This window comes from Streptomyces hyderabadensis, from assembly GCF_020404845.1.
GTDB classification, from domain to species: Bacteria; Actinomycetota; Actinomycetes; order Streptomycetales; family Streptomycetaceae; genus Streptomyces; species Streptomyces hyderabadensis.
Window position 1 is genome coordinate 157,251 of the sequence record NZ_JAIOJZ010000004.1, and the last position, 25,605, is coordinate 182,855.

Consider the following 25,605-nt stretch of genomic DNA (forward strand, 5'->3'; position numbering starts at 1 on the left):
GCGGGACAGCACCGTCGCACCGGTCCGCATTCCGCCGGCCGGGCGATGCCAGGATGGGCCGATGCCCCTCACTACCCACGACACCCCCGAGGCCCCCGAGGTGCTGGACCGCCGCGAGGGTCCGTACGGCGAGGTGGTCCTGCGCCGGCACGGGACGTTGCTGCAGATCATCGCGAACGGCTGCTTCCTGATGGACACCTCCGACGGCCGTTCGGAGCGGCGCCTGGTCGACGCGGCGGCCGACGCGCTGGCCGCCTCCGGCGGGCGGACCGCGCCGCACCTGCTCATCGGCGGACTCGGCGTCGGCTTCTCCCTCGCACACGCGGCCGCCGACCCCCGCTGGGGCCGGATCGCGGTCGTCGAACGCGAGCCCGCCATCATCGACTGGCACCGCCGCGGCCCCCTGGCCGCGCTCTCCGCCGACGCCCTCGCCGATCCCCGCGCGCAGATCGTCGAGGCGGACCTCGTCGAGTACGTCAATGAGACATCCGACACGTACGACGCCCTGTGCCTGGACATCGACAACGGCCCCGGCTGGACCGTCACCGAGGGCAACGACGGGCTGTACGCGCCGTCCGGACTGGCGGGCTGCGCACGGCTGTTGAGGCCCGGCGGGGTGCTCGCCGTATGGTCCGCGCAGCCCTCTCCGGAATTCGAAGAAACCTTGCGTAATGCCGGTTTCCAACAGGTGCGTACCGAAGAGATCCCCGTTGCCCGGGGCGTTCCGGACGTCGTGCACATCGGCGTCGGGCCTGGATAGCAAAGGCGCGGTGACTCCCCGTACGCTGCTGCCCTGACGCGGATCATTCAAGCGTCAAGCGCAGTCATGGGATCACCCCACGGATTCCGGAAAGCACACCTCAGGGGCGGGCGATGGAGCAGACACAGACCTCCCACAACGGCACGGCCACCCAGGGCGCCCAGCGCCGGGTCCTGGTGGTCGAGGACGATCAGACGATCGTGGACGCCATCGCGACCCGTCTGCGCGCCGAGGGGTTCCTGGTGCAAACGGCGGGCGACGGTCCGTCCGCCGTCGACACGGCCGAGGCATGGCAGCCCGACCTGCTGATCCTCGACATCATGCTGCCCGGCTTCGACGGTCTGGAGGTCTGCCGCCGCGTGCAGGCCCAGCGGCCGGTGCCGGTGCTGATGCTCACCGCGCGCGACGACGAGACGGACATGCTGGTCGGCCTCGGCGTGGGCGCCGACGACTACATGACCAAGCCGTTCTCGATGCGCGAGCTGGCCGCCCGCGTGCACGTGCTGCTGCGGCGGGTGGAGCGGGCCGTGGTGGCCGCCTCCACGCCGCGCAGCGGCATCCTGCGCCTGGGCGAACTGGAGATCGACCACGCGCAGCGCCGGGTGCGGGTGCGCAGCGAGGACGTCCACCTCACGCCGACCGAGTTCGACCTGCTGGTCTGCCTGGCGAACACGCCGCGCGCGGTGCTCTCCCGCGAGCAGCTGCTCGCCGAGGTGTGGGACTGGGCGGACGCCTCCGGCACCCGGACCGTGGACAGCCACATCAAGGCGCTGCGCCGCAAGATCGGCGCCGAGCGCATCCGCACCGTGCACGGCGTGGGCTACGCCCTGGAGACGCCGACGCCATGAGCCGAGGACGGGAAGCCGCACGGAGGAGCCCCGGCCCTCGAAACTCCGGGGAGCCCTGGGGCGGCGTACGCCCGTTCTCGATCAAGACCAAGCTGGGCGCGCTGGTCGTCACGTCGGTGCTGATCACCACCGGCCTGTCGGTGATAGCCGTGCACACCAAGACCGAGCTGCGCTTCATCACGGTCTTCTCGATGATCGCGACGCTGCTGATCACGCAGTTCGTGGCGCACTCGCTGACCGCGCCGCTGGACGAGATGAACGCGGTGGCCCGGTCCATCTCGCACGGCGACTACACCCGCCGGGTGCGCGAGAACCGCCGCGACGAGCTGGGCGACCTGGCCGTCACGATCAACCGCATGGCCGACGACCTGGAGGCCCAGGACCTCCAGCGCAAGGAGCTGGTGGCGAACGTCTCGCACGAGCTGCGCACCCCGATCGCGGGCCTGCGCGCGGTGCTGGAGAACATCGTCGACGGCGTCACCGAGGCCGACCCGGAGACCATGCGCACGGCGCTCGGACAGACCGAGCGGCTGGGCCGGCTGGTGGAGACGCTGCTGGACCTCTCCCGCCTGGACAACGGCGTGATACCGCTGCGCAAGCGGCGCTTCGAGGTGTGGCCCTATCTGTCGGGCGTGCTGAAGGAGGCCAACATGGTCGCCTCCGCGCGCGCGGGCATCGCCTCCGGCTCCGGCAGCCACACCCGCACCGACGTGCACCTGGCGCTGGACGTCTTCCCGCCGGAGCTGACCGCGCACGCCGACCCCGAGCGCATCCACCAGGTCGTCGCCAACCTCATCGACAACGCCGTCAAGCACAGCCCGCCGCACGGCCGGGTGACGGTCCGGGCCCGGCGCGGGGAGCTGCCCGAGTCCCTGGAGCTGGAGGTGCTCGACGAGGGGCCCGGCATTCCGCGCTCGGAGTGGCGCCGGGTGTTCGAGCGGTTCAACCGGGGTTCGGTGTCGCGGCCGCACGGTCCGGGCAGTGACGGCGGCACCGGTCTGGGCCTCGCGATCGCGCGCTGGGCGGTGGATCTGCACGGCGGCCGGATCGGAGTGGCCGAATCCGAGCGGGGCTGCCGCATCCTCATCACTCTTCCGGGCCTGCCGTCGACGTCCGGTTGACGTAGGGTTCGAAGCGGAGCGTCAAGATCCACTGCATCCGCGCTGGCGGACACGTGTGATCAGGCACGGGCCCGCGTTTTCGAGGCGCCGGGTCCCGGTCTCCCGATCCCGCACGCAGCAGAACCTCGCTTGTTTCCCGCCATTTCCAGCGCCGAAACGCGGTCTGCGATGTGACTTACGCGACGATGAACGGGCCCAGACTGACCTTCCGGGGCCGGTAGGCGTAGCCTTGATTCCCGCTGTCCACCATCTTGTGAAGCGGAAGAGGGCGGTTCTCGCCGTGTCGCCACAGTCCCCCAGTAACTCGAGCATCTCGACCGAAACCGACCAAGCGGGCACCGCGGGAAAGAACCCCGCGGCCGCGTTCGGTGCCAATGAGTGGCTCGTCGACGAGATCTATCAGCAGTACCTCCAGGACCCGAACTCCGTGGACCGAGCCTGGTGGGACTTCTTCGCCGACTACAAGCCCGGAGCGGCGGCCCAGCCCGCGTCCGGCGCCGTGACCACGGACTCCGGCAGCACGCCGCAGGCCGCGCCCGCCGCGCCGGCGCAGGCCTCCGCCCCCGCCCAGCCGAAGGCGGCCGCCCCGGCGCCCGCGAAGCCGGCCGCGCAGCCCGCCGCTGCCGCCCCCGCCGCTCCGGCCGCCAAGCCCGCGGCCGCGCCCGCGCCGGCCAAGCCCGCCGCCAAGCCGCAGGCGAAGGCCGCCGCGCCCGCCAAGGACGCCGACGCCGCCCCCGAGGGCCCCGAGCTGGTGACCCTGCGCGGCCCGGCCGCCGCGGTCGCGAAGAACATGAACGCTTCGCTGGAGCTGCCCACGGCCACGTCCGTGCGCGCGGTCCCGGTGAAGCTGCTGTTCGACAACCGCATCGTCATCAACAACCACCTCAAGCGTGCCCGGGGCGGGAAGATCTCCTTCACGCACCTGATCGGCTACGCGATGGTGCAGGCCATCAAGGCCATGCCGTCGATGAACCACTCGTTCGGCGAGAAGGACGGCAAGCCGACCCTGGTCAAGCCGGCCCACATCAACCTCGGCCTCGCCATCGACCTGGTCAAGCCCAACGGCGACCGCCAGCTGGTCGTCGCGGCGATCAAGAAGGCCGAGACGCTGAACTTCTTCGAGTTCTGGCAGGCCTACGAGGACATCGTCCGCCGCGCCCGCGACAACAAGCTGACGATGGACGACTTCACCGGCGTCACGGTCTCCCTGACCAACCCCGGCGGCCTCGGCACCGTCCACTCCGTGCCGCGCCTGATGCCCGGCCAGTCGGTCATCCTGGGCGTCGGCTCCATGGACTACCCGGCGGAGTTCCAGGGCACCAGCCAGGACACCCTGAACAAGCTCGGCATCTCGAAGGTCATGACGCTCACGTCGACCTACGACCACCGGGTCATCCAGGGCGCCGCCTCCGGCGAGTTCCTGCGCCAGGTCGCCAACCTGCTGCTCGGCGAGAACGGCTTCTACGACGAGATCTTCAAGGCGCTGCGCATCCCCTACGAGCCGGTCCGCTGGCTCAAGGACATCGACGCCAGCCACGACGACGACGTCACCAAGGCCGCCCGGGTCTTCGAGCTGATCCACTCCTACCGGGTCCGCGGCCACGTCATGGCCGACACCGACCCGCTGGAGTACCAGCAGCGCAAGCACCCCGACCTGGACATCACCGAGCACGGGCTCACCCTGTGGGACCTGGAGCGCGAGTTCGCGGTCGGCGGCTTCGCCGGCAAGTCCCTGATGAAGCTGCGCGACATCCTCGGCGTGCTGCGCGACTCGTACTGCCGCACCACCGGCGTCGAGTTCATGCACATCCAGGACCCCAAGCAGCGCAAGTGGATCCAGGACCGCATCGAGCGCTCGCACACCAAGCCGGAGCGCGAGGAGCAGCTGCGCATCCTGCGCCGGCTCAACGCGGCCGAGGCCTTCGAGACCTTCCTGCAGACCAAGTACGTCGGCCAGAAGCGGTTCTCCCTGGAGGGCGGCGAGTCCGTCATCCCGCTGCTCGACGCGGTCATCGACTCGGCGGCCGAGTCCCGCCTGGACGAGGTCGTCATCGGCATGGCCCACCGCGGCCGGCTGAACGTGCTGGCCAACGTGGTCGGCAAGTCGTACGCGCAGATCTTCCGCGAGTTCGAGGGCAACCTCGACCCGAAGTCGATGCACGGCTCCGGCGACGTGAAGTACCACCTGGGCGCCGAGGGCACCTTCACCGGCCTGGACGGCGAGCAGATCAAGGTCTCGCTGGTCGCCAACCCCTCGCACCTGGAAGCGGTGGACCCGGTCCTGGAGGGCGTCTCGCGCGCCAAGCAGGACATCATCAACAAGGGCGGCACGGACTTCACCGTCCTGCCGGTGGCGATCCACGGCGACGCGGCCTTCGCGGGCCAGGGCGTGGTGGCCGAGACCCTGAACATGTCGCAGCTGCGCGGCTACCGCACCGGCGGCACGGTCCACGTCGTCATCAACAACCAGGTCGGCTTCACCGCCGCCCCGGAGTCCTCCCGCTCGTCCATGTACGCCACCGACGTGGCCCGCATGATCGAGGCCCCGATCTTCCACGTGAACGGCGACGACCCCGAGGCCGTCGTCCGCGTCGCCCGGCTGGCCTTCGAGTTCCGCCAGGCGTTCAACAAGGACGTGGTGATCGACCTCATCTGCTACCGCCGCCGCGGTCACAACGAGTCGGACAACCCGGCCTTCACCCAGCCGCTGATGTACGACCTGATCGACAAGAAGCGCTCGGTGCGCAAGCTCTACACCGAGTCCCTCATCGGTCGCGGCGACATCACCCTGGAGGAGGCCGAGCAGGCGCTCCAGGACTACCAGGGCCAGCTGGAGAAGGTCTTCACCGAGGTCCGCGAGGCCGTCTCGCAGCCGTCGGCCGCCGAGCCCTCGGACCCGCAGGCCGAGTTCCCGGTCGCCGTGAACACCGCGGTCAGCGCCGAGACCGTCAAGCGCATCGCCGAGTCCCAGGTCAACATCCCCGACCACGTCACCATCCACCCGCGCCTGCTGCCGCAGCTGCAGCGCCGCGCGGCGATGGTCGAGGACGGCACGATCGACTGGGGCATGGGCGAGACCCTCGCCGTCGGCTCCCTCCTCCTGGAGGGCGTGCCGGTCCGCCTCACCGGCCAGGACTCGCAGCGCGGCACCTTCGGCCAGCGCCACGCGGTCGTCATCGACCGGGAGACCGGCGACGAGTTCACCCCGCTGCTGTACCTGTCCGAGGACCAGGCCCGGTACAACGTCTACAACTCGCTGCTCTCCGAGTACGCGGTGATGGGCTTCGAGTACGGCTACTCGCTGGCCCGCCCGGACGCGCTGGTGATGTGGGAAGCGCAGTTCGGCGACTTCGTCAACGGCGCGCAGACGGTCGTGGACGAGTTCATCTCCTCGGCCGAGCAGAAGTGGAACCAGACCTCCGGCGTCACCCTGCTCCTGCCGCACGGCTACGAGGGCCAGGGACCGGACCACTCCTCGGCCCGCCCCGAGCGCTTCCTGCAGCTGTGCGCGCAGAACAACATGACGGTCGCGATGCCGACCCTGCCGTCGAACTACTTCCACCTCCTGCGGTGGCAGGTGCACAACCCGCACCACAAGCCGCTGGTGGTCTTCACCCCGAAGTCGATGCTGCGCCTGAAGGCGGCGGCCTCGAAGGCGGAGGAGTTCACGACGGGCCAGTTCCGCCCGGTCATCGGCGACGACTCGGTCGACCCGGCCGCCGTCAAGAAGGTCGTCTTCACGGCCGGCAAGGTCTACTACGACCTGGACGCCGAGCGGAAGAAGCGCGGTCTGACGGACACGGCGATCATCCGCATCGAGCGCCTGTACCCGCTGCCGGGTGCCGAGCTGCAGGCGGAGATCGCCAAGTACCCGAACGCCGAGAAGTACCTGTGGGCCCAGGAGGAGCCGGCGAACCAGGGTGCCTGGCCGTTCATCGCGCTCAACCTGATCGACCACCTGGACCTGGCGGTCGGCGCCGACGTCCCGCACGGCGAGCGCCTGCGCCGCATCTCGCGGCCGCACAGCTCGTCCCCGGCCGTCGGTTCCGCCAAGCGCCACCAGGCCGAGCAGGAGCAGCTGGTGCGCGAGGTCTTCGAGGCCTGAGCCACTGACGCCGCCCACGGCCGCCGCGCCGTGCGGGGCCCGGTTCCGGAACACTCCGGGGCCGGGCCCTTCGGCGTTGCGGCGCCCGCGGGTGCCGGTCAGGTCCGCTGGGGTTCGAAGTCCCAGAACGGGCGCTGCCGGGCGCGGGCCGAGAGGGTGCGCGGGTGCCGGGGGCCGAGCACGGCGGCCAGTCCCTCCAAGGCCCGCCGCTCGACCGCGTCGGCCTGCTCGCGCGGCCCGTACCCGCGCAGTCCGGCCGCGAGGGCCACGTCCGCGGACAGCGTGAAGGGATGGGCGGGACCGAGGACCCGCGCCGCCGTGCCGGCCGTGTCCCGGCTCAGGGTGAGGGCCCGGTCCGTGTCTCCGGCGTCCCCGTGCAGCATCGCCGCGTTGAGCGCGCAGCCCAGCGTCCAGGGGTGGTCGGGACCGACGGCGTCGGTCATGTCGGCCAGCGCGGCGTCGGCGAGGGCCGGGGCGCCCTCCCCCTCGCCCGCCCGGTGCAGCAGCAGGGCGTGGTTGGCGCGGGCGCCCGCGGCGTAGGGGTGGCCGGCGGTGAGCGTCTCCTCGTAGCGGCCGACGACGCGCTCGCTCAGCGCACGGGCCAGGCCGAGGTCGCCGTGCTCCCGGGCGAGGCAGCTCCGGCTCGCCAGGAGCATCAGCACCAGCGGGTCGCTGTCGCCGAGCACCCGCTCCGCCAGCTCCAGTGCCTGGCCGGCGTGGTGCGCCGCCTCGTCGGTGTCGCCCACGGCGTAGCGGCACAGGGCGAGGTTGTGCGCGGCGAGCAGGGTCTGCCTGCTGTGGGCGCCCAGCGCCGCGCGGGCCTTCCGCCAGTTGGCGTCCTGCCGCGACACGGCCTCCTCGTGGCGGCCGAGCAGCCTGAGGTCGACCGCGCAGGTGGTCTCCGAACCCAGCGTCCACGGGTGCCGGTCGCCCAGCACCCGGCGGCGATCCCGCAGGGTGGGCAGGTCGACGTCCAGGGCGTCCTGGTAGCGGCCCAGCAGCCGCAGCGAGACGCCCACGTTGTTCCGTGCGTTCAGGGTGCGGGTGTCCTGGTCGCCGAGGAGTTCGCGGTACGCGCCGTGCACCCGCCGGGAGATCTCCAGCGCCTCCGCGTAGTGCCCGAGGCCGCGCAGGTCCGCGGCCAGTCCGCCGAGCGCCCGCAGCAGGACGGGGTCGCGCTCCCCGCGCTGCTCGCTCAGCTGCCGGACGGCCGCCCGTTCGATCTCCATCGTCCGGTGGAAGTCGCCGGCCGCGCGCAGCAGGTTGGCGTAGTGGTGGGTCAGCTCCCAGACGAGGGGGTGCTGGTCGCCGAGGAGCGCCCGCCAGATCCGGGTGGCGTGGCCGCCGAGCCGGACGCCCGCCCCGTACTCGCCCGACAGGTACAGGTAGCGCAGGCAGTCCAGGACCAGCGTCTGCACGGCCTCGTCGGTGGTGGCGAGGACGTCGGCGTACTTGAGGTGCGGCACGATCTCGGCATATCTGGGCCACTGTTCGGGGGCCGAGGGCCGGCCGCGGTCCGCCGCCGCCAGCGCCCGCCGTACGACGTCGACGAGGTCGCGCCGGACCTCTTCCGGCATCGCCTTGTGCGCCATCTGGTGGACGGCCCGGTGCACGTACAGGCTCTCGCGCTCCGGCTGCTCCGGGTCCGGCTCCACCCGGACGACCGAGTGCCGCCGCAGGTGGCCGACGGCCCGCTCCCACCGCCGGGGGTCGGTCAGCAGTCCGGCCACGGAGCCGGGCAGGCCGTCGGGCGGCATGCTCCGCAGCAGGTGGACCGGGACCAGGCCGGGGGCGAAGAAGGTGCACAGCCGGAGCAGGACGACGGACTCCGGGGCCCTCTCGCGCAGCTCGGCCAGCAGGATCGACCAGGCCGTCCCGAAGGCCGGCGGGAAGTCCTCCGCCGCGCTCCGCGCGTCGCCCTCGGTGCCGTCGCCGTCCGCCAGCAGGGCCAGGTACTCGTCCACCGAGCGGTCCGAGTCGTTCAGCCAGCCCACCGTCTGGGCGAGCAGCAGCGGCAGGTCGCCCAGGGCCTCGGCGAGCCGGCCGGCCTCGGCCCGGGTCGGGCCGTGCGCGCGGCTGCGGATGAAGGCGATCGACTCGTCACGGCTGTACACGGGCACTTCCAGCAGCCCGCTGCCGTGGCCGCCCCACTCCGGGTTCCGCGAGGTGACCAGGACATGCCCCGGGCCCGTGGGCACCAGGCTCTCGATCTCTCCGGGCTCGTCGGCACCGTCCAGGACCAGCAGCCACCGGGAGTACGGCTCGCCGCGGCCGAGCGCGTCCCGCACCGCGCGCAGCCGTTCCCCGTACTCCTGGCCGGTCCTGAGGCCCAGCCGGGGGGCGAGTTCGGCCAGCTGGCGGCGGCAGCCGGCCCGGTCCCGCGCGTCGACCCACCACACCACGTCGTACTCGGGGCCGAGCCGGTGCGCGTACTCGGCGGCGAGCTGTGTCTTGCCCACCCCGGACATGCCGTGCAGCGTCAGCGTCCCCGGGCCCGGACCGCCGAGCAGGTCGTGCACCTCGTCCAGCAGGGCCTCGCGGCCGGTGAACCGGGTGTTGCGGCGCGGTACGGCGCCCCACACCTGGGGTGTGTCCGCCGGGAACCGCGGCCCGGTCCGGGCCCGCTCCGGGTCCTCGGCCAGCGGCTCGGACGGCAGGCCGAGCCGGTCCAGCAGGCGCCGCTCGGCCTCCTCGGCCCGCAGGCCGTGCAGGGCGGCGGGCGCCAGCAGGGAGGCCTCCGCGGGGAGCGGGTCCCCGGTGACCGACACGGCCGCGAACCGGTCCGGGTCGGGGGCGACGACCTCGCGCAGGGCGGCGTTCCACTGCTCGGGCGGATGGGTGCCGTGGCCGAAGTAGGGGGTGTTCAGGACGAGCAGGGCGCGCCCGGGCGCGAGGGTCAGGTCGCGCAGCAGGGCCGCCGGGGGCACCTCCGCCGCAGAGCCCCGGCGCAGCGGCGCCACCCGCACCCCGCGCCGCTCCAGCCGGTCCCCGATCCAGGCCGCCCAGGCCCGGTCGAGACCGGCGAAGCTGATCGTGACCGTCTGCCGGTCCGGGTCGGGGCGCACGGTGGCCGGGGGCCGGTGCGGCAGGGGCGTGCGCGGGACGGACGGCGGCGTGGGTCCGCCCGGGGCCGGTCCCGCCGTGTCGGCGCCGGCCGTGCGTATCTCGCTGCTCAGCTCCGCCGTGCGGACCGGTACGCCCCACTGGTTGCTGACGGTCAGCCACAGCGCGGCGGGGCCGGGGTCGGTGCCCGCGGAGACCCGGAACCGCGCGGGACCGTAGGTGCCGCCGAAGCGGTGCAGGACGACGTTCGGTTCGCCCAGGGCGGCGCAGTCGAAGTGCGGGGTGCCGTCCAGGGTGACGGTGAAGGTGAACTCCTCCTCGGGGTAGGGCCACTGGGCCGGTGTGCCGTCCGGGGCGGGCAGGGGGCCGCGCAGATCGACGGTGACGAGGTAGTCGCCCCCGGCCTCCGCCTGCCGGGGCCATGCGACGACGGGCTCGATCAGCAGCGGCGGTTGCCCGGACGGCTGTCCGGCGGCGCTCACCGGCCGCCTCCCCCCTCGGTGCCGAGCGCGTCCACCGCGGTGAGCCGCAGCGCCGTCCTCGGATGCCCGTAGTAGTGGAACATGAACGCGTACAGGAGCCGCAGGACCCGTTTCTGGCCCACGACGTCGACCTGTCCGTCATCGTTGCGGACCCTCGGCATCCTGGCCAGGGACCCGAACTCCTCCAGCGCCCGCACCCGGAAGGCCCGCAGCGTCCGCACCACCGGGTGGCGCGGGTGCTCGGCGACCTCGCGCACCAGGCGCCGCGCCATCGCCCGGGCCTCCAGGTCACCGACCTTCCCGGAGCTGACGATGCAGCCGCCCGCGCCCTTGCGCAGGAACAGCTCCGCGAACCCGCGCAACGCCTCCTCCCCCTGGGCCCGGTTGTCGACGAACCGGCCGGAGTCGCAGGCGTTGAGGCAGACCAGCGAGGCGTCCCGGCGCAGCGCCGACATCGGCTCGCCGTTCAGTTCGGCCCAGGTGCGGTCGCCGAGCGTGAGGCCCGGCACGGTGTCGCCGTAGGTGCCGTGGCAGCCCAGGTAGACCAGTCCGGTGCGGTCGTCCTGGGTGTCGAGGTCGCTGAGGAAGGGGGTCATGCTCCGGTGCAGCCGGTGCGCGTACGAGGTGAAGAGGCGGCCGTCGTCCGCCATGTCCTGGTGGAGGTAGCCGAGCACCCGGCCGTGGCAGTCGCCGGTCTCGGCGGGCAGGCCGCCCTGGCTCAGATCGCGCACGGTGGTCCAGCGGGCGACGGCGATCAACGCGCCCAGCGGGCCGCCCGCCAGGCCCAGACCGGCGTCCCCGGGGAGCAGGAGCAGCTCCCAGGGCAGGTCGTACCCGGTGTCGTCCCACACGACCAGGTGCAGGTCGTCGCCGTGCCGGGCGCGGATCCGGTTGATCCAGCGGGCGAGTTCGTGCTGGTTCTCCGACCACAGGAGAATGCCCCGCAGCACCTCCGAGGGGTAGTGCGCCTCGCCGTCCTGCCGGAGCCGGGCGAGGCTGACGGCGGGAGCGGGGCGGCGGGTGGGTCCGGCCGCGCAGTTCACCGACAGGTCTCCGCACCAGCCCTGCAGCCGGTAGCCCGGCAGTCCGTCGGCCCCGTCGGCGCGCAGGACGCGCAGCACGGCGAAGCCGTCCTCCAGGCGGTCGCCGGGCCGGCCGTCGGTGCCGCCGAGCCCGGCGGGCGGCTCCTGCGCCCGGCGCAGGTTCAGCACCGAGGCGGCGGGACGGCGGGTCACGGCCTTCAGTCCCGGCAGGGCCGCACGGAGCGCGGCGGTGCCGTTGCCGGGGAGTCCGCGGGACCCGCGGCGCGGCTCACCCACCGGCGGCCTCCGCCCCGGACCCGTTGCGACCGTCGACGACGATCGCCCCCAGCCGGTCGGCCAGGACGTACGGCAGGTCACCGTACGGTTCCCGGCCCGGCTCCGCGACCGCCCCACGCAACCGCGGCGATGCCACTACCGGGACCCCGCGAGCCACGCGCCGCCACTCACCCACCGGCCACCTCCGCCCCGGACCCGCGGCCGCCGTCGACGACGATCGCCCCCAGCCGGTCGGCGAGGACGTACGGCAGGTCGCCGTACGGTTCCCGGCCCGGGTCGACGACCGCCACGTGCAGCCGCGTCCGGTCCATGGCCCCGATCCGGGCGGCCGCCGCCACCGCGTCCTCGACCCCGGTGGCGGCCACCTCGCCCGCGGGCCGCCCGGTGTGGCTGACCCGCAGCGGGACGTTGCCGCGGCCGTCGGTCACCACCACCAGCCACGCCTCGGCCGGCCCGGTGCCCTGCCGGCGGAACAGCCGGCGCAGCGCCTGCGCCGCGAGTTCGACACCGTGGGCGAGCGGCGTCGCCCGCCCGGCCCGGCGGTGCAGCGCGGCCGGCACCCGGGGGTCCAGGACGCCGCGGGCGGTGAAGGAACCCGCCCGCAGTTCGTCGGCCGCGTCCGCCGCGCCGACCTCGATCACCTGCACCGCGGCCCGGCTCGTGTACGCCCACTGCAGGAAGGGGGCGAGGACCTCCGGCCAGGGTCCGGCCCCGGCCCGGCAGGTGTGGTCCAGGAGCAGTACCAGGACCCGCTCGGGGGCGGCGGCGCGCACATTGCTGTGCAGGTCGACCGGCGAGACGGTGAACCGCTCGGTGCGCCGGGCGCGTTGGTGCACGGCGGCCTCGCGCACCGAGCGGACGTGGGCGATGTCCCGCAGATCCGTGGCGCGGCGGGTGCCGATCACGGTGCCCCGGGTGGAGCCGGGCCCGGTGGTGCGCCGCCGGGGACCGCTCAGCGGCACGGCGTCCCGCACCGCGGCCGGTTCGTCCTCCGGGTACGGGTTTCCCACGGCCGGGGAGGGCGCGGCGCCGGGTGCGGTGCCGATTCCCTCGGCGGGCCCGGTGTCCAGCAGTCCCCGGCCGCCGTCACGGGCCCGGGGCCGGCTGTCCGCGCCGGCGCCGCGGCGTTCCGGGAGGGTGCCGGGCGGGCCTGTCGGCCCCGGCGCCGGATCGAGTGGTTCGGGGTGGCCCTCCGGGCGGTCCGGCGCGCTCTCGGGCACGGCCACGCCGATCAGCCGGGCCGCGGCGTCGCTGTGCTCGGCCGAGGCCGACGGGCGGCCGTCCAGCGCCGCGAGGGTACGGGCCAGCCGCAGGAGGGCCAGCTCCCGGCGGACCCCGGTGCCGGGCCCGAGCAGCTCCTGCGCCCGGGCGATCGCCGCGTCGCCGACGGGCACCGGCCGGACGCCTCGGCGGGCCGCCGAACGCCAGGCGGCCGGGAGCCCCGCCAACAGTGCCTGCTCTGCCTCCCCTGCCTGTCCCGCCCCCGGTTCCGCGAGCGCCGCGCCCGGGCCGGGCAGCCGCAGCCCCGCCATCGGCAGCCGCAGGGCGAACCGGTCCAGCAGGTGTCGGCTCACCCGTCCCGCGTCGGCGCCGCGGCAGACGGCCAGCCAGCGGGCCCGGGGCCGGACCGTCCGGCGCGGTCCGCCGCGTTCGACGGTCACCAGGTCGGCGCCGAGCAGCTGCACCGCGGCGCGCATCCCGGCGACGCTCAGCCGCGCGAGGTCGGGGACCACGACCAGCGGCGGCGCCCCGTCGGCGCCGTCCCCCTCGGCCAGCGGACCGGGCTCGGTGACGACGGTGATGCCGTGCTCGCCGCCGCGGATCCTGGTGCGGGTCCACAGGTCCTCGTCCCGGTCCGCGGCACCGAGCACGAGCGGCGGGCGCGCCGGTTCGTCGGCTCCGGCGAGCACGGCGCCGAACAGCCGGGCGACCGGTTCGACGAGCCGGGGGTCCAGGTCGAGCAGCAGCACCCCGGAGAGGGCGGGTTCGGCCGCCGCGCACACCAGGGCCAGGCCGAGCCGGTGCGCCGGGTCGCCGTAGGGTGCCGCGCCGGTGACGGCGGTGCCGTCCCCCGGTGGTGGGTCGGACGACGCGGGCGGGAGGTGCGGGACGTGGGGGACGGCTGCCATCTCGGTCAGCCCTCGAAGAGGTCCTGGAGGCGGGCGTCGTCGTCGGGCTCCCAGTCGAAGGTGTCGCCGCGCGCCGCTTCCGGCCGCCGGTGCCGCAGGGCCATCGGCAGGACCCGCCGCAGATGCCCGGGGGTCACCCGGTCCGCGCCCTCCAGGGCGGCCAGTGCCCGGGCGGCCAGCACGGCCACGATCTCCCCCCGCTGGCCCACCGCCCCGGTGCGTTCCGCGGCCCGGGCGCACAGCTCCAGGACGTGGTCGGGGACGTCGACGGCGCCGACCCTGGCCCGGGCGGCCGTCAGCCGGTCCCGGGCGCGCCCGTCCTCCCGCCGCGCGTCGGACAGCCACGCGGAGTCCTCGCGTCCCAGCTCCTGCTCGAAGTCGAGCACCGTGCGCAGCAGCAGGTGCCGGGCGGTCGCGTCCAGCGTCTCGGCGGTGACCATCAGGCCAAAGCGGTCGAGCAGTTGGGGGCGCAGGCCGCCCTCCTCGGGGTTCATGGTGCCGACCAGCCCGAACGAAAGGTACTTGGCGGTGTCCAGCCCCTCGCGCTGCACGGACAGCACACCGGTGGCGGCGACGTCCAGGATGATGTCGACGAGGTGGTCGTCGAGGAGGTTCACCTCGTCGACGTAGAGCAGCCCCTTGTCCGCCGCGTCCTCCAGCAGTCCGGGCTGCGGCCGGGGCTCGCCGCGGATGAGCGCGTCCAGGTCCCAGCCGCCGACGACGCGGTCGTCGGTCGCGTTGATGGGCAGGGTGACCGGCAGTTCACCGTGGGCCATCAGGGCGAAGGCCCGGACGAGGGTCGACTTGGCCGTACCGCGCGGACCGGCCATGAGCACGCCGCCGATGCGCGGGACGACGTGGTGCAGCTCCAGCGCCAGCTTCAGCTCGTCCTGGGCCACGACACGGGAGTACGGCAGGATGCGCGGGCCCGGCACCTCCCGGTTCACGAACCGGCCCCGTCCGCCGTACCGGCCCCCTGGTCGTCGGGGGCGGGGGCGGGGACCGGGTCCGTGGCCGGAGCCGTCGCCGGGGCGGTCTGCCAGCGGAGCGTGATCTGGAGCTGGGCCTCGGCCCCGCTCTTGACGAGGGTGGCCACCCCGGCGTCGATCTTGATGGCGAGCTGCATCTCGATCTCGTCCGGCCGCAGCCCCTCCTGGAGCTCGCCGAAGCGCCGTACGGCCTGGGCGGCGCACCTGCGGGCGAGGTCCAGCCCGTCGGTGTAGACGTCCCGCGCCACCCGGACGACCCGCTGTCCGGCGCCGTCCCGGGTCACCTCGCCGCCGAACACGAGGTCGAGCCCGTCGACGGCGGACGCGTCGACCTGCGCGTCGACCTCGACCGGTATCGGCCCGTCCGCGCCCGCCGGCACGGGCCCCAATAGGATCACCACACGCTCCCCCACGGCTCAACTCGTGTGTGTTACAGGTGTGTTGAGTGGAACCCTGTTCTTCCCCGGGGCGCGGGGGGTTATGCGCCCCGGGGCAACGAACGTGACCTTCCGGTCCGGCCTCCGCGCGGTCAGGTGGTCTGGGGCTCGAAGTCCCAGTACGGGCGGTTGCGGGAGCGGGCGGAGACGGTGTGCGAGTGCTTGCTGCCCAGTGTCGCGTCGAGGTCGGACAGTGCCTCCTGCTCGACCTTCTCCGCCTGCCGGCGGTCCCGCAGGCCACGCAGGTCCGCCGCATAGGCGATACGGGTCGACAGCGTGAGCGGGTGGGTGCGGCCGAGCGACTCGATGGCCCGCGCCACCGTGTCCCGGCTCAGCTCGGCGGCGCCTTCGGTGTCGCCCACCAGGTTCCGCAGCGCGGAGGCGTTCAGGGCGCAGCCGAGCGTCCAGGGGTGGCTCTCGCCGACGGCCTGCGTCATCTCGGCCAGCGCCTGCTCCACGAGGACGTGCCCGTGCTCGCGTTCGCCGACGTTGCGCAGGATCAGCGCCTGGTTGGCGCGGGACCCGGCGATGAACGGGTGTCCGGCGGGAAGCATCATCTCGTAGCGGGCGACGACTGCTTCGCTGAGTTCGCGCGCCTGGTCGATGTCGCCGTGTTCACGGGCGTAGCAGCTCTGCCCCGTCGCGAAGATCAAGGTCAGCGGATGGGTCTCGCCCAGCACCCGTTCCCCGCGCTCCAGAACGCTGCTGAGCATCGGTCCCGGCTCCTCGCCGTGAGGGGCCCGCTCACCGAGGCGGTACCGGCACAGCGCCAGGTTGTACTCGGCCTTGAGCGTCTGCGGGTTGTCCGGACCCATCACGATGCGGTTCTCACGCACGTTCTTCGACTGCAGGGACTCGGCGTCGGCGTAGCGGCCCAGCAGGCGGAGATCGATGGCGTACGTGATCTCGGAGCTGAGCGCCCACGGATGGCGGGCGCGCAGCAGTTGGCGACGCGCCTCCATGGTTCTCCGGTCGGTCTCCAGCGTCTCCTCGTACCGGCCGAGCAGGCGCAGGGAGACGCCCAGGTTGTTCTGCGCGTTCAGGGTCCTGGAGTCCTGGTCGCCGAGGAGTTCGCGGTAGGCCGCCAGGACCCACTGGGAGAGTTCCAGGGCCTCGTCGTAGCGGGCCAGGCCGCGCAGGTCGCCGCCGAGGCCCGCGGCGGCGCGCAGGTGATCCAGGTCCTGGGGCCCGCGTTCTTCCCTGAGGTGCTCGACCGCGTCGCGGCTGAGGGACTCGGTGCGGGCGTAGTCGCCCATGGCGCGCAGCAGGTTGGTGTAGTGGTAGGTCAGCTCCCAGATCCGCGCGTGGGTCGGACCGAGGAGCCGGCGCCAGGCGGTGAGGGCGCGCTCGCCGAGTTTGATGCCGGCCCGGTACTCGCCGGAGAAGTACATGTAGCGCAGGCAGTTCAGGACCATGCGCTGGACCTTCGGGTCCTTGCTCTTGAGGACGTCCGCGTACTTGAGGTGCGGCACGATCTCGGCGTAGCCGGGCCACAGCCGGGTCTCGGTCGGCCGGCCCGGGTCGGCCGCGGCCAGGGCCCGCCGTACGACGTCGATGAACTCGCTGCGGTCGGTGTCCGGCATGTCCTTGTGCACGATCTGGTGGACCATGCGGTGCAGGTAGAGCGACTCCCCGGCGGAGACCGGTTCGTCCAGGGACGCCTCGTGGGACTCCAGCCGGACCACCGAGTAGGTGCGCAGCTGGTTGATCGCCTTGTTCCACAGCAGCGGGTCGTTGAGCAGTCCGGCGAGCTGCTCGGGCAGCTCGTCGACGGGCATCTCCTTCAGCAGCCGCACGGGGATGAAACCCGGCGCGAAGAAGGTGCACAGGCGCAGCAGGTCGACGGACTCCGGGACGGTCTCCCGGAGCTTGTTCAGCAGTATCGACCAGGCGGTCTGGAAGGCCAGCGGGAAGTCCGCCGACACCTTGACCACATCGCTGTCGATACCGCCCTCCAGCAGGGCGATGTACTCGTCGACCGACAGGTCGGAGTCGTTCAGCCAGCCCGCCGTCTGGTCGAGCAGCAGCGGCAGGTCGCCCAGTGCCTCGGCCAGTTGGTCGGCCTCGGCCTCCGACAGCCGGGGGGCGCGGCGGCGGATGAAGGCGACCGACTCGTCGCGGGGATAGACCCGCACTTCGAGCAGCTTGCTGTTGTGCTCGCTCCACTCGGGGTTGCGCGAGGTGACGATGACGTGTCCGGGGCCGGTCGGCAGCAGGTCCCAGATTTGCTCCGGTTCATCCGCCCCGTCCAGGACCAGCAGCCACCGCGAGTACGGCTCGCCGCGCCGGAGCGCGTCGCGTACGGCGCGCAGCCGCTCGCCGTACTCCTGGCCGGTGCGCAGGCCCAGTTTCGGTGCCAGTTCCGCCAGTTGCCGCCGGTAGGTGACGCGCTTCTCCGCGTTCACCCACCAGACCACGTCGTACTCCGAACCGAACCGGTGCGCGTACTCGGCGGCGAACTGGGTCTTGCCCACACCGGACATGCCGTGCAGGGTCAGTACGCCGGCGCCGGGCTCGGCGCTCTGCAGGAGGTGGTAGGCCTCGTTGAACAGCGGTTCGCGGCCGGTGAAGCGGGTGTTGCGCCGTGGCACCACGCCCCACACGTCCGGCATCGCGGCCGGGAACCGCGGCCCGCGCCGTGACTCCGCCGAGGTGTCGACGGGCGCGTCGGGCGACAGGTCGAGCCGGTCGAGCAGGCGGCGCTCCGCCTCCTCGGCGCCCATGTTGGTCAGCGCGACCGGGGCCAGGACGGCCGCGGCGGCCGGGACCGCCGCCGTGGTGACGGACACGGCGGCGAAGCGGGACGGATCGGGGGCGACGATCTCGCGCAGGGCCGCGTTCCACTCCTCGTGGGTGCGCGGTCCGAGCTGGAAGTACCACTCGCTGACGATGATGAGGACCCGGCCCTCGGCCAGCGTCAGGTCGCGCAGCAGGTCCACCAGCGGGACGTCGGCCGGGGAGTCCCAGCGCAGCGGCACCACCCGTACGCCGCGCCGCTCCAGCCGGTCCCCGATCCAGGCCGCCCAGGCCCGGTTGAAGCCTGCGAAGTGGATCGTGACCGTCTGCCTGGCGGTCCCCCTCTCGGCCGTCTCGACCGGCTTGCGAGCTCCAGACATGCAGTGGCCTCCAGCACGTAGTACCGCAAAATCCTAGGACTCCGGAGCGTCGCGCGTAAGTCCGCCGACCGACGGCAACACCCCCTGTACGGACGATCTTTCCGTACCCGGCGGCGGTGCGTGGGCATTCATCCGTTAGAGGGCGGGAGCGCGGATGCGTGCCGCTGGGCCCACAGTGCGCGAGCGGAGGCCACGTACGCCTGGGCGCGTGCCACGTGGCCCCTGGGTGCGGGGTGTTCGGCCATCCGTTCGTGGGCGGCGGCCATCTCGTCGACGAACCGGCGCCCTGGCACCGTGAGGTCGGGCGAGCCGACGAGGGCGGGCAGCGCGGCCCCGACCTGGGCGCGGTAGCGCGCGTGCTGGGCCCACGCCCAGTCCCGGTCCGGCAGTCCGCCGGCGAGCGCCCGGCGCTGGTAGAACGCGGCCATCGCGAGGTGGGAGTACGTGCCCTGGAGCAGGCCGTCGTAGGGCCGGGGATCGGCCCGCCAGGGGGCGAAGTACCGCGCCGCGGGACCGGCCCGGTGCAGGGTCACCAGGTCGCCGAGGGCGGCGAGTTTCGCGTGCTGCAGTTCGTGGACGAGGGTGGCGGCCAGGGTCACGGCGTCGGGCGGCGTGCTGCTGAGGAGGGCGCCGAACGCCTCACGGCGGGTGGCGCTGCAACTGCCGCGGCCGGTGCCGACGTCGGGCGGCGTCTCCAGCGGGACCAGGCAGCGCAGCAGCGCACCGGCCTCGGCGAGGCGTTGCGCGCCGCCCGAGCGGAGCGCCAGGGCCGTGCCGGACCAGGCCTGGAGCCACCGTTTGCGTTCCGCGTCGTCGAGGGCGAGCGGGGTGCGCAGGTTGCCGTGGCCGGGGCCGTCGGGCAGTTCGCGGTACGGGTCGAGGTCGTCGAGCGGCAGGGGCGGCGCGGCCGGGGTGAGGCCGGGGAGCGCGTGCGCGGGGGTCCAGGCGAGGGCGCCGGACCAGGCGCCGACGCCGCTCTCCAGGTGGACGGTCACGTCGGGGACGTCGGCCTGGCGCAGCACCAGCCGGCCGTCGGTGCAGGTGACGTCGACGGGTACGTCCCCGGACCGTGCCGTGTGCAGCGCGCCCAGCGACGGGAGGGCGAGGATTCCGTCGCGGGCCGTGAGCCGGGTGCGGAAGGGGATGCCCGCCCCGGCCGCGACGACCGCGGCGATCGCGCTGAAGTGGGCGAGGTCGCGCCGCAGCCGCCGGGCCCGCTCACCGTCCGCCGCTCCGGGCGGGGCGTCGAGGCCCCGCAGACAGGAGCGCGCCCAGGGACCGGTGAGCGGGTGGAAGAGCCGGGCACGCGCCGGGTTGCCGAACCACGCGTCGGCGAAGGAGGGCGACGCGCCGGCCCCTGCGCGGGTTGAGGCGTCGGCGGCGGCTCGGGGGCTCCATGTGCCGGGCGGGGCGTCGTCGGCGAGGCGGGGGCTCCCTGCCCCGGGCAGGGCGTCGTCGGCACCGCCGGCAGCGCGGTCAGGCGGCGCGCCGGGCATGGTACCGGCGGCAGCACGGTGGCTCGGGGACCCGGGCCCGGCACCGGCGGCAGCACCGTCCGGCGGCGCGCCGTGCCAGTCGGCCGCGGCGACAGGGTCGTTCGGCGTGCCGGGCAGGGCATCGGGGGCAGCACGGTCACTCCGCACGCCGCGCCCGGCATCGGCGGCAACGCCGGTAGTCCACGCGCCGGGCAGCGCATCGCGGTCGCCGCTCGGCGTCGCGCGGCCGGGCCGGCGCTCCGGGCCCCGCGCGTCCGCCGCCGGGAGCCGGTCCGCCTCGGTCAGCAGCGCCCAGTCCTCGCGCAGCCTCGCCTTCTGCGCGGCGGTGCAGACGGACCGCTCGGCCCCCTCGGCCGCGTCCAGCACGGCTCGCAGCAGCAGCAACCGCCGCGTGTCCTGGTCCCGCACGAGGAGCGCCAGGGTGTCGGGGCCGCCTTCGGTCCGGGCGAGTTCGAGCAGGGCCCGCTCGGGAACCACCGGAAACATCACGAAACGCCTCCTGGGGCCGAGACCGTCCCGGCGCGGGCCGAACCGTTCCCGACCGGCCGGATCGAAGCCCCACCGCCCGAAACGACATCGGCCGCCGCCGGGCCGGTCGCGGACGGACCCGTCGCGGACGAGTCACCCGCGGTCGCCCCGTTCGCGGCCACGGCGAGCCGCGAGGACACGTGGCGGATGAAGCGCTGGAGGTCCGCGCAGTACACGGACGGGTTCCGGAAGCCGTGCCCGGCGCGGTAGCGGTGCGCGTAGTGCCCGCCTCCGCAGACCCGCAGCAGCGGGCAGGCCCGGCACTGGTCCGCGAGCGACGCCGCGCCCGCCTGGCGGGCGGCCACGCCCGGGTGCCGCAGCGCCTCGTCGAACGTGTGGCGGAACACGTCGAGGCCGGTCCGCGCGGCCCCCGGATAGGCCGATTTGAGCGAGTCGACCTGCTCGATCGACCCGTCGGTCTCCACCACGACCGCGTCGAACGGCGCGAGCCCCAGCGCCTCGGTGGCCGCGGGCAGACCCAGCAGGAGCGCCACGCACTCCTCGAAGAGCCGCACCCGGACCTCACGCCGCCCTGCGGCCCACCAGCGGTCGAAGACGGCGCACAGCCAGTCGCCGTACCGGACGCCGGTCCGGCCCGGCGGCGGCGCCGACCAGTTGCCGTGCGGCAGCAGGAGGTCCAGCGCGGGCGGGCGCAGGCCGAGCAGCGACTCGTACGTCTCGACCGGGTCCAGCGTCGGGTCGACGACGGTCAGCAGACCCGCGTACGCCTGCGGGAAGCGCTCGGCGGCCAGGCGCGCCCCTCGTGCCGCGGCGGGCCAGGACGGGCGGCCCGCGTGGTCCACCCGCCGTCGGTTGTGGGCGGCGGTGCCTCCGTCGAGGCTGATGCCGACGCGGACGCCGGCGTCGGCCAGTACGGCGAGGCGTTCCTCGGTGAGCAGGGTGCCGTTGGTCTGCACGGTGGCGTGGACCTGACACCCCGGCGGGACCAGCTCCCGCACCCGTCCGGCGACCGCGGCCAGCGGCCCGGCCCCCGCGAGCAGCGGTTCGCCCCCGTGCAGGACCAGGGCGAGGTCGCGCAGCGCGTGCCGGGCGGCGTGCTCGGCGATGCGGGTGGCGGTGCGCTCCAGGACGGCGGCGGAGGCGGCGGCGGGACGGTCGCGCCAGCCGCTGTCCGGGCCTTCGTAGAGGTAGCAGTAGGTGCAGGCCAGGTTGCAGCGGCCGTGCATCTTGACGATGAACTGACGGAAGGGGAAGGCGCCTTCGGGACCGGTTCCCGGACCGGGAACGGCGGGAGCCGGTTCGGTCATGGCCTGTTCCGACATTCCAGCACCCCCCATGCCGTAACGGTTCGGCCGGTGTCGCCGCGACTCGGCGCCACGGCACCGTGCCGCACGGAGCCGCATTCCCGGCGCGGCGGGTGCCCGAAACTCGACGCCGCGGAAGTTGTCCTATTCACATATCTTCAGGCACCAAGATGACTGCGGCCGCCGGGCTGAGAAATTCAGAGAGGCCATCAGAGAGACCAGCGGGATCAGAAGGAGTTGTCGAAGCCCCACAGCATCTCGCTCGGCTCCGCGGCCCGCGCCCTCAGCTCCCCCAGCACCTCGCGCAGCACCGGGTGCTCGATGGTGCCCAGCTGTGCGAGGTCCAGTGCCAGCAGGTCCGGCAGTGGCTCCCCGGCGCCCGTGAGCGCCTGCTCCGCCCCGCCGGCCTCTTCCTGTTTGTCCATTCCCGTCTCCTCTCCCCTGCTGCCCCGAGCCGACTTCGACGGTGTCCGCCCTCACTCCAGGTCGGCGAGCCGCTGCGCCGTCTGCCGCGCGGTCGGCTCCCCGGTGGCCAGACGGTCGTCCGGCAACCGGTCCCACTGCGCCCGGGCCGCCGCGTAGGCGTCCCGTGCCGCGCGGGGCCGGACGGCCGCCTCGAAGGACATACCCCGCCAGTGGTGTGCCTGCGCGGCCAGTTCCACGGCCTCCTGGCGTCGGCGCTCGGTTTCGGCCTCCTCCTCCGCCCGGCGGGCCGCCTCGGCGGCCGCCCGGAAGGCGTCCACCGCCACGTCCAGCCGCGCCGCCCGGCCGAGACTCTGGAACGCCTCGAACTGGGCCTGCCCCAGCTCCAGTCGGCAGCGTGCCGCCAGCAGCGGGTCCTCCGCGTCGGCCGCGGCGAGCCCGAAGAGGTGCTCCGCCTCCCTGAGGTCGACCCGGTCGCCGCGCGCCTGGTACCGGAGCATGAGGGCCTGGCCGAGGAGCAGCAGCCGGTGGGCGACCCGCGGGCTGCCCGCCGGGGTCTCCATCCGGCAGTCCCGCAGCACCCGGATCGCGTCGGACACCCGGTCCCGGCGCCGGTGGGCGGGCTCCAGCGTGGCCAGCCGGAGCAGTACGCTCCCCCACTCGGCGAGCACGTCCGCGTGCGCGGGCGCGTCCCTCGACATCCAGTGCGCCGCCTGGGCGAAACGGTCGGCTGCCGCGTGCAGTTCGGGCGGCTCCCCGGACTCGGCGTAGCGGGCCAGGGCCACCCGCCCGGCGCGGACCAGCAACGCCGCGCGCTGCGCCTGCTCGCGTACCCGGCCGAGTGCCTCGTCGGTCCGGGCCTGGGCCTCGTCCAGCGGGCCGCCCGCCGCCAACAGCGCGTCGACCAGGTCGACCAGCACCCGGACCCGGTCACGGACGGACTCGGCGGTGTCCTGTTCCGGGTCGGCCTCGAGCCCCCGGCGCAGCGACCGCGCCGACTGCTCCGCGTACAGCCTGGCCTGGGCCGGGTCCGCCGTCACCGCCGACAGACGCAGCAGGGTGCGGCCGTGGGCCAGCAGCAGCTCGGCGGGGCGGTCGCTGCGGTCGGGCCAGGCGTCGGCGAACGCCTCCAGCATGCCGACGGCACTCTGCAGGAGGGCGCTGTCGCCGCCCAGGCGCCACTGGGTCTCCAGCGAGGCGACCCGTTCCAGGGTGAGCCGCAGCGCCTCCGCCTCGTCCAGGCCGGGTGCCGCGCACGCGACCGCGTACTCCCGGTCGGCGCGGCGCAGCAGGTCGAGCGCGCCGGACCGGTCTCCGCGCCGTCGCGCGTCGGTGGCGGCGGCGTGCAGCACGCGCGCGAGGACGGCGCGTTCCCGCAGGGCGTGCGGGGGCGCGGCGGCCCGTTCGGCGGCCCGGGTGGCCTCCTGCAGCAGCGCGGCACCGCCCTGCACCTCCCACAGCCGCAGGGTGCAGCGCGCGTACTCGCCCCACAGCTCGGGGTCGGCGCCGGCCGGCCGTTCCTGCTCGGTGGCGCCGCGCAGCAACTGCACGGCGTCGATGACGTCCTGGACCATGCCCTCGCCGTCGAACCGGGCGAGCAGGGCGCGCGCCCGGACGACCGCCCGGTGCGTGGGCCGGTCCGCGGTGAGCTGCGTGCCGGTCCGGCTGTCGTACGTCGCGAACTGCTCGGGCAACGGCATGAACCGCTCCAGGATCCGGGCCGCGACCTCCGCGAAGGGCTGCGGGACCGGGGCGCTCGCGCCGTTGCCCCCGTTCTCGCCCGGGTAGCCGGGTTCGGCGCCGGAGGGGTGCGGGTGCGGGCGGCCGGGGCCGTCGTCGCCGAGCTGGGCCAGCGCGAGCGCCGGGAAGTTGGGGCCGCCCTTGCCGAAGTGCTGCTCGATGTACTCCGAGCAGTGCTTGAGGACCAGCATGGCCTCGTCCCGCCCGAGCCGGGACAGCAGGGCCTCGCGCACCTCGGGGTCGATGTCGTACCACTGGGTGCCGTCCTCGCCGTGCTCCGCGCGGGCCCGGGTGAGCAGGCCGCCGACCAGCACCTCGGCGAGTTCGGACGGGCCGGATCCGGGCAGCATCGTCCGCTGGACCAGCTGCATCACCGGGAGGCACAGCGGCGTCGCCGCGAGGTAGACGGCCAGCCGCGCGGCGGCCGGGGACGCCCCCGCGCTGAACCTGCTGACCCGCTCCAACGGCGTGCGGCGGCGGTCCGGGCGGGCCGCCGGGGCGGCCGGCTGGTCGGCCCGCACCCAGCCCACGGCGCCCGGGACCGGTCCGGCGCCGGACAGCAGGCGCGCCCACGAGCCGAGGGCCACCGGCTCCGGCGGCAGTACGGGGACGGCCAGCGCGCCCCGGCGGGCCTCGGCGGAGGCGCCGGAGGCGGTGCGCACCCGCAGCAGTCCGCCGCCCAGGGTGTCACCGCGCGACAGGCCACCGAAGGTGACGGGCAGCCGGGTGCGGTTCCACATGCGCTGCGGCAGCGGCTGGAGCACGGCGACGGGGCCCTGCCGGGACAGGTGGTGGAGCAGCCGGTGGGCGTGGCCGCTGTGCCACAGCGGGCCGGCGCAGTCGCTGACCAGGACGACGATCCGGCGCCCGGTCGGATCGCTGAGCCGGTCGGCGGCGTGCAGCGGCGCGCCGTGCGGGTCGGCGCTGCGGCTGACGGCCGGGCCCCCGTCCGGACCCTGGTGCAGATGGCTGACCTGGACGTCCGAGAAGGCCCCCAGCCGACTGAAGATCTGGGCCAGTTCGGCGAACAGCCGGCCCCATACGCGCATCGAGGAGGAGGCGTCCAGCACCAGTTGCAACCGGGCGTCGCCGCGGGTGAGGTACCGGCGGACGGGCAGGATCAGTCCCCCGGCCCGGGCGCTGACCTCCGCGGTCCCGACCTCGTCGAGTTCGGAGCGCAGCGGGGTGGCCGGGCTCCGGTAGCCCTGCAAGGGGCGCAGGGCGCGCAGGAGTTCGAGCGGCGCGGGCAGCACCGGAGCGGCGGGCACCCCCACCGGCAGCGCCCGGGCCCGGCCGGCTCCGCGCACCCCGGTTCCCTCGCCGGGCGGCAGCGGGTAGAGGGCCACCCGCCGGGCGGCCGGAGGGTCGGGCCGCTCGGGCGAGGGCGGCCGGGTCTCGGGCGGGGGCGGCGCAACGGGCCGGGCGGGCGGCCGGACCGCCGGGGGCGCAAGGCGGTCGCCCGGGTCGGGCGCCGGGTCCGTGGCGTCGGCGGACCGGGTCCACCGGGCCAGCCAGAGCGCGTCGCAGAGCTGCTCGGCGTCCGGGTCCAGGCCGATCTCCCGCAGCCGCAGGACGAGTCGGGCGAGCGGGTCGTCGCCGGTCGCGGCCGCACGACCTGCCCCGGAACCACCGTCGCCGGGCACGGCCGCACGACCTGCCCCGGAACCACCGTCGCCGGGCGCGGCGGCACGACGTGCCCGGGAGCCGCCGTCGCCGGGCGCGCCGGGGTGGCCGGGGGTGCCGTTGCCGCCGGGGCCGTGACGCGCCGTCTCGTCGGGCATCGC

General features: G+C 74.5%; 14 protein-coding genes. 4 read left to right on the forward strand and 10 right to left on the reverse strand.

Annotation, left to right across the window (positions count from 1 at the left end):
* Positions 1 to 61 precede the first annotated feature (61 nt).
* From K7854_RS05545 to K7854_RS05560, 4 genes are all read left to right on the forward strand, one after another.
* Positions 62 to 760: a spermidine synthase family protein gene (locus K7854_RS05545; RefSeq protein ID WP_226025216.1), complete on the forward strand. Its 699-nt coding sequence runs from the start codon at positions 62 to 64 to the stop codon at positions 758 to 760.
* A gap of 113 nt (positions 761 to 873) precedes the next feature.
* Positions 874 to 1,608, forward strand: coding sequence for a response regulator transcription factor (locus K7854_RS05550; RefSeq protein WP_003973686.1), 735 nt, complete (start codon positions 874 to 876; stop codon positions 1,606 to 1,608).
* Positions 1,605 to 2,729, forward strand: a complete 1,125-nt coding sequence (locus K7854_RS05555) for a sensor histidine kinase (RefSeq protein ID WP_127893198.1) — start codon at positions 1,605 to 1,607, stop codon at positions 2,727 to 2,729. Before K7854_RS05550 ends, K7854_RS05555 begins: the two co-directional genes overlap by 4 nt.
* 280 nt (positions 2,730 to 3,009) lie before the next feature.
* Complete coding sequence (locus K7854_RS05560; RefSeq protein ID WP_226025217.1) at positions 3,010 to 6,834, forward strand: multifunctional oxoglutarate decarboxylase/oxoglutarate dehydrogenase thiamine pyrophosphate-binding subunit/dihydrolipoyllysine-residue succinyltransferase subunit; 3,825 nt, start codon at positions 3,010 to 3,012, stop codon at positions 6,832 to 6,834.
* A gap of 98 nt (positions 6,835 to 6,932) precedes the next feature.
* Here the strand turns inward: K7854_RS05560 and fxsT (K7854_RS05565) are convergent, their stop codons facing one another.
* The 10 genes from fxsT (K7854_RS05565) to K7854_RS05610 all read right to left on the reverse strand — a co-directional run bounded on the left by fxsT (K7854_RS05565) (position 6,933) and on the right by K7854_RS05610 (position 25,602).
* On the reverse strand, positions 6,933 to 10,379 hold the full coding sequence (gene fxsT, locus K7854_RS05565) for an FxSxx-COOH system tetratricopeptide repeat protein (RefSeq protein WP_226025218.1): 3,447 nt from the start codon (positions 10,377 to 10,379) through the stop codon (positions 6,933 to 6,935).
* Positions 10,376 to 11,698 carry a CHAT domain-containing protein gene (locus tag K7854_RS05570; RefSeq protein ID WP_226025219.1) on the reverse strand — a complete coding sequence of 441 codons (1,323 nt, stop codon included), beginning with the start codon at positions 11,696 to 11,698 and terminating at the stop codon, positions 10,376 to 10,378. The genes fxsT (K7854_RS05565) and K7854_RS05570 overlap by 4 nt, the downstream gene beginning before the upstream one ends.
* A 167-nt stretch (positions 11,699 to 11,865) precedes the next feature.
* Entirely contained in the window at positions 11,866 to 13,827 is a 1,962-nt protein-coding gene (locus K7854_RS05575) for a magnesium chelatase (RefSeq protein WP_226025220.1), read from the reverse strand.
* Between the two features lie 5 nt (positions 13,828 to 13,832).
* Positions 13,833 to 14,774 carry an AAA family ATPase gene (locus K7854_RS05580; protein ID WP_226025221.1) on the reverse strand — a complete coding sequence of 314 codons (942 nt, stop codon included), beginning with the start codon at positions 14,772 to 14,774 and terminating at the stop codon, positions 13,833 to 13,835.
* Entirely contained in the window at positions 14,771 to 15,217 is a 447-nt protein-coding gene (locus K7854_RS05585) for a CU044_2847 family protein (RefSeq protein WP_226025222.1), read from the reverse strand. The genes K7854_RS05580 and K7854_RS05585 overlap by 4 nt, the downstream gene beginning before the upstream one ends.
* A gap of 128 nt (positions 15,218 to 15,345) precedes the next feature.
* Positions 15,346 to 18,369 carry an FxSxx-COOH system tetratricopeptide repeat protein gene (gene fxsT, locus K7854_RS05590; RefSeq protein WP_226025223.1) on the reverse strand — a complete coding sequence of 1,008 codons (3,024 nt, stop codon included), beginning with the start codon at positions 18,367 to 18,369 and terminating at the stop codon, positions 15,346 to 15,348.
* Positions 18,370 to 18,497: 128 nt separating this feature from the next.
* Positions 18,498 to 20,351 carry an aKG-HExxH-type peptide beta-hydroxylase gene (locus tag K7854_RS05595; RefSeq protein ID WP_226025266.1) on the reverse strand — a complete coding sequence of 618 codons (1,854 nt, stop codon included), beginning with the start codon at positions 20,349 to 20,351 and terminating at the stop codon, positions 18,498 to 18,500.
* On the reverse strand, positions 20,351 to 21,661 hold the full coding sequence (locus tag K7854_RS05600) for an FxsB family cyclophane-forming radical SAM/SPASM peptide maturase (protein ID WP_226025224.1): 1,311 nt from the start codon (positions 21,659 to 21,661) through the stop codon (positions 20,351 to 20,353). Before K7854_RS05600 ends, K7854_RS05595 begins: the two co-directional genes overlap by 1 nt.
* A 224-nt stretch (positions 21,662 to 21,885) precedes the next feature.
* Positions 21,886 to 22,083, reverse strand: a complete 198-nt coding sequence (fxsA, locus tag K7854_RS05605; RefSeq protein WP_226025225.1) for an FxSxx-COOH cyclophane-containing RiPP peptide — start codon at positions 22,081 to 22,083, stop codon at positions 21,886 to 21,888.
* Between the two features lie 51 nt (positions 22,084 to 22,134).
* A complete protein-coding gene (locus K7854_RS05610; protein WP_226025226.1) occupies positions 22,135 to 25,602 on the reverse strand; it encodes an SAV_2336 N-terminal domain-related protein in 3,468 nt (1,155 codons plus the stop codon).
* Positions 25,603 to 25,605 lie beyond the last annotated feature (3 nt).